The following is a 3897-nucleotide window of genomic DNA, read 5'->3' as shown; positions in this document are numbered from 1 at the left end:
AAAGTTGCTGAATTATTCAAATCTTTAGTGAAAGTTAAAGAAACAGCAATGAGCTACTCTGAATTAGTAAGAATTAACAACGGTCAATAATTGACAAGTTAATTAACCAAATGGAAGAAAAAGGTCTACTAAATAGACCTTTTTCTTCCAATTTTTTTAGCAATTGCATAGTTGAGACTATTGCAAAGATCTTTGTTCTCTAAATCTTTTAACCCCATGAAGAAATTAGGTATCTCTAGAGAAAGAACAGAATGGAAATCATGGAAAAGAAAAAATAGAGAAATCTAGATTTTTGCAATGCTCTCACTAGCTAAATTTTTATTGAGTTTAGCAGGCTAGGTGTATTTATTAATCTAAGTACATTTAGAAGACTAAGAGAATTTAGTAAAAAGTAAGTGCATTAAGTTAGCCAAGTAATATTAAGGATAAGAGAATGAGTGATAAAGTATTTACTTACACTGAAGAACAACAAAAAATTGTTGATCACATCATCAAATTAGAAAAAGATGCGTTAGACTTATGGTTTAAAGGTGATACTTCTGGTTACCGTGAAATTTGGTCACAAAAAAGTTTTAGTTACTATGACGCAAACACAACTGAAAGAATTGATACTTACGAAGATATTTGTAAGTTCTTAGATAGTGTACACGGTAAGTTATTTGCTGACAGCTATGATTTTGTTGATCCTCGTGTGCAATTTGGTCAAGATATTGCGATTTTAACTTATCAACTGTTCTCTAAAACCAATCTAATCAACATGCAGTACAACGTGATTGAGATCTTCCAAAAAGAAGAAGATGATTGGAAAGTTATCCACTCAACTTGGGCATTTATCCGTCCAAGATATTTTGATTTCTCATCAATCAAAAAATTAGTGTAAAATATAAGGCATTAATGTTTGAGGTAAATTATTTTACCCTTGACACCCAAGCTCTACACATGGTGTAGAGCTTTTTATATTGAGATAAGTAACTCAATCTTGATTGCAGAAAGTCCTTAGTTCAACTTAATTACAAAAATCTTTAATTCAACTTCATTACAAAAATCTTTAATTCAACTTCATTACAAAAATCCTTAATCCAACTTAATTACAAAAATTCTTAAGCCAATTTTTTATCTAACTCTTGCTTTAACTTTTAATTGCACTTTCTCTTTTACTTTTACTTTTACTCTTACGCTCAATAAAATTTAGTTTCACTAACTTGCTATTTATAGTAAAATACTTCAAAAACAAGAGGAAATAATATATGGCTATTAGCGCAGATTTACTTGCAAATGGCTACTTAGAACAATCACGTGATCCTTTAAGTAGTTATATTCACTCTCGCCTTGAGCAAGAGTTCCCTTTTATTAAAGAAGACAGTGAAGCTAAGGTTATTCTTCGTGCTTTAATCTACGATTTAGCTTCAAAAAGACGTAACCCAGACAACTTCGTTTATTGGTTAGCAAAACACTTTGCTAACAAATCAATGATCGACGATGCTTACTTACCAGTATTTGATCAAGAAAGTCCAGAGGCGACTAAATTAGCAAATACAATTAAACTAATTCTTGATGATGTTTACCAATCAGTACGTGGTTTAGATCAAGCTGAACGTGAAGACTTCTTTGCTCAATTAGCAGAGTCAGGTTATTATGGTTTACTTTCTCAACTGCTAATTAACTTTGTTTCTTTTGATCTTGTAATGCTAAAAAGTGTAGCTTACTTCTATCCAGAAGTAGATTACACTACAGCGCCTCCATTAGTTTTAACTCAAGAACAAGCTGACTATCTACGAGCTGGGTTAGAGAACTATTTAAACAATGGTGGAGCATTTAACTATAGCGAACAAGGTTTAGCTTTAGATGTAGATTTACTTTACAGCTACTTCAAGAAGAATGAAACTCAAGCTTTTAACAAAGCTAGTTAATAAGCTAATCTAAAGCAGATTAATAAGCTGATCTAAGGCTAGTTAATCGGCTAATCCAAAGCTAGTTAATCATCTAATCTAATGTTGATTGTTAGTAGTCGAGTAATAATTGACAAATAATTAAGGCATGGCTCAAATGAACCATGCCTTAATTATTGTAATCTAGTTTATTGCTGTTACTACAGTTTACTGTAATTAACTGCAGTTGACAGTATCTATGGCAATTAACTGTAGTTTAGCTGTCTACAGCCATCTACTGACTGTTATGTACTACGATTAGTGGTTATTATTAGCCCACCAATTGTAGAAATTAGTGACACGTTTTAAACGTACACAATTGTAGTTTCTGATAAAGCGTGCGCTAGTGCTTTATAAGCAAATACTAAGAACGCAAGCCCTAAAGTTAAAATCCCTAAAACAAAATAGATTAGAATGTAACCAATCATTTGGTTAAGTGCAAGATTACATTGTAAACGCGCTACACGCACGTTCGTAGTTTTGTCAACAATGTAAGTGTTGCTAATTACTTTTTTGTATTGGTAGTACTGGAAGAAAAGTGCAGCAATACCCAAAGTAAAAATAATTAGAAGAGCCCAAACAATAATAGCTAGGATAATTTCGCCAATACCAAGATCATTTTTTAAGCGATATTGAAGAAAGCTAATGTTGCTATCTTTGAATGGAGTTGCTGTGGTTGCATGTGGAGCTGTTGGTGTTGCTGTAGTCGCAGTACCTTGACCATTTGGATTAGTTGTGTTCATAAGCATTCCTTAAAAGTAGAAAAAGAGAGTGATAAGCTTGAGAGATTTAGCTTGGGAATTTAAAGTGTTTGTTTAGTTTTTAGTTTAGCTTAGCTTTGCTGTATTTTGCTTTGCTTGAGGTTACTGGTCAAATTATTTTGCAAATTTGAGCCAATAAAAAGCATGCTATTTAATTCGATTATAACATAATTGTATGATGTTTCTCGGTAAATTCGTTGTAAATGCGTTATTAATTAGTAATTGATTTTTAAGGTAAAGTATAATAGAGTGGGTAAGTCGATTTGCATGCCGACTTTGTCGAATTGGCTAGGGAAACTACTGGAGAAATGACTTGAAATTTGACTGAAGAAATGGCAGGATAAACGACTTGAAATTTGACTGGAGAAATGGCAGGATAAACGACTGTAAATTTGATTGAAGAAATAGCAGGATAGTCAGCTGAAGAGATAGCTGAAAACTAGAAGATAAATTTGAATAGAAGTTAGAGTTGCAATTGCAGTAACAACTAACTGCAGTGACAACTAACTGCAGTAACAATTAACTATAGTAACAACTAACAATAGTTGAAACTATAGGAGAAACTACCTCTAGAGTAAAAACAACTATGATTAAATCACCTTTGAACTATACTGGTGGCAAATACAAGTTACTCCCGCAGATTCTCCCGCTTTTCCCTAAAAACATCAGAACTTTCTACGATGTATTTACTGGTGGAGGAAATGTAGGGATAAATATTGAGGCTTCCAAAGTTATCCTCAATGATAACTTAACTTACTTGATTGACTTGTATAAGTTTATCAAAGAACATGACAAACAAGAGATTATCTCTTATATAGAAAATCGAATTTTGGAGCTAGATCTTTCTCTAACTAATGTAGAAGGATACTTAAAGTTAAGAGAGGAGTATAACCTCAAGAAAATGCCTCTGGACTTGTTTGTTTTGGTAGCTTTTTCTTTTAACCACCAAATCAGATTTAACAACAAACATCAATTTAATGCACCTTTTGGTAGAGAGAGAAGTAGTTTTAACCCTGTTATGAAAAAGAACTTGCTGTCTTTTATTGATCGTTTACAAGAAGAGAAGCTGGAGTTATTCAACTTGTCGTTTGAGCAGTTGAATTATGATGAGTTAAATGGAGAAGATTTAGTGTATTGTGATCCTCCTTACTTAATAACCACTGGTACTTACAACGATGGCAAGAGAGGCTTTAAATAGGGATTCCCGA

At 32.7% G+C, this 3897-nt stretch carries 4 protein-coding genes; 3 read left to right on the top strand and 1 reads right to left on the bottom strand.

Translation table 11 applies throughout. From position 1 onward, the window contains the following. Positions 1-433: 433 nt before the first annotated feature. A complete protein-coding gene (locus tag CKF54_RS07255) occupies positions 434-880 on the top strand; it encodes a DUF4440 domain-containing protein (protein ID WP_119525688.1) in 447 nt (148 codons plus the stop codon). Between the two features lie 367 nt (positions 881-1247). Continuing rightward, positions 1248-1910 (top strand): hypothetical protein, encoded by a 663-nt coding sequence (locus tag CKF54_RS07250; RefSeq protein ID WP_119525687.1) that lies wholly within the window; start codon positions 1248-1250, stop codon positions 1908-1910. Between the two features lie 323 nt (positions 1911-2233). On the opposite strand, the gene CKF54_RS07245 is transcribed toward CKF54_RS07250, so the two are convergent. Beyond that, complete coding sequence (locus tag CKF54_RS07245; RefSeq protein WP_119525686.1) at positions 2234-2671, bottom strand: DUF6693 family protein; 438 nt, start codon at positions 2669-2671, stop codon at positions 2234-2236. 604 nt (positions 2672-3275) lie between these two features. Here CKF54_RS07245 and CKF54_RS07240 point away from each other — a divergent pair. Then, the gene (locus CKF54_RS07240) at positions 3276-3887 is read left to right on the top strand and encodes a DNA adenine methylase (RefSeq protein WP_119525685.1); all 612 of its coding nucleotides are present in this window, start codon (positions 3276-3278) and stop codon (positions 3885-3887) included. The last annotated feature ends 10 nt before the right edge of the window (positions 3888-3897 follow it).

It is taken from the genome of Psittacicella hinzii (genome assembly GCF_003585885.1).
Classification (GTDB): domain Bacteria; phylum Pseudomonadota; class Gammaproteobacteria; order Enterobacterales; family Psittacicellaceae; genus Psittacicella.
This window is presented reverse-complemented; position numbering and strand designations above follow the sequence as displayed.

What these genes read in the sequence shown, in the direction of transcription:
- CKF54_RS07240 (WP_119525685.1), top strand. Translation starts at nt 3,276, where the DNA reads ATGATTAAATCACCTTTGAACTATACTGGTGGCAAATACAAGTTACTC.
- CKF54_RS07255 (WP_119525688.1), top strand. Translation starts at nt 434, where the DNA reads ATGAGTGATAAAGTATTTACTTACACTGAAGAACAACAAAAAATTGTT.
- CKF54_RS07245 (WP_119525686.1), bottom strand. Translation starts at nt 2,671, where the DNA reads ATGAACACAACTAATCCAAATGGTCAAGGTACTGCGACTACAGCAACA.
- CKF54_RS07250 (WP_119525687.1), top strand. Translation starts at nt 1,248, where the DNA reads ATGGCTATTAGCGCAGATTTACTTGCAAATGGCTACTTAGAACAATCA.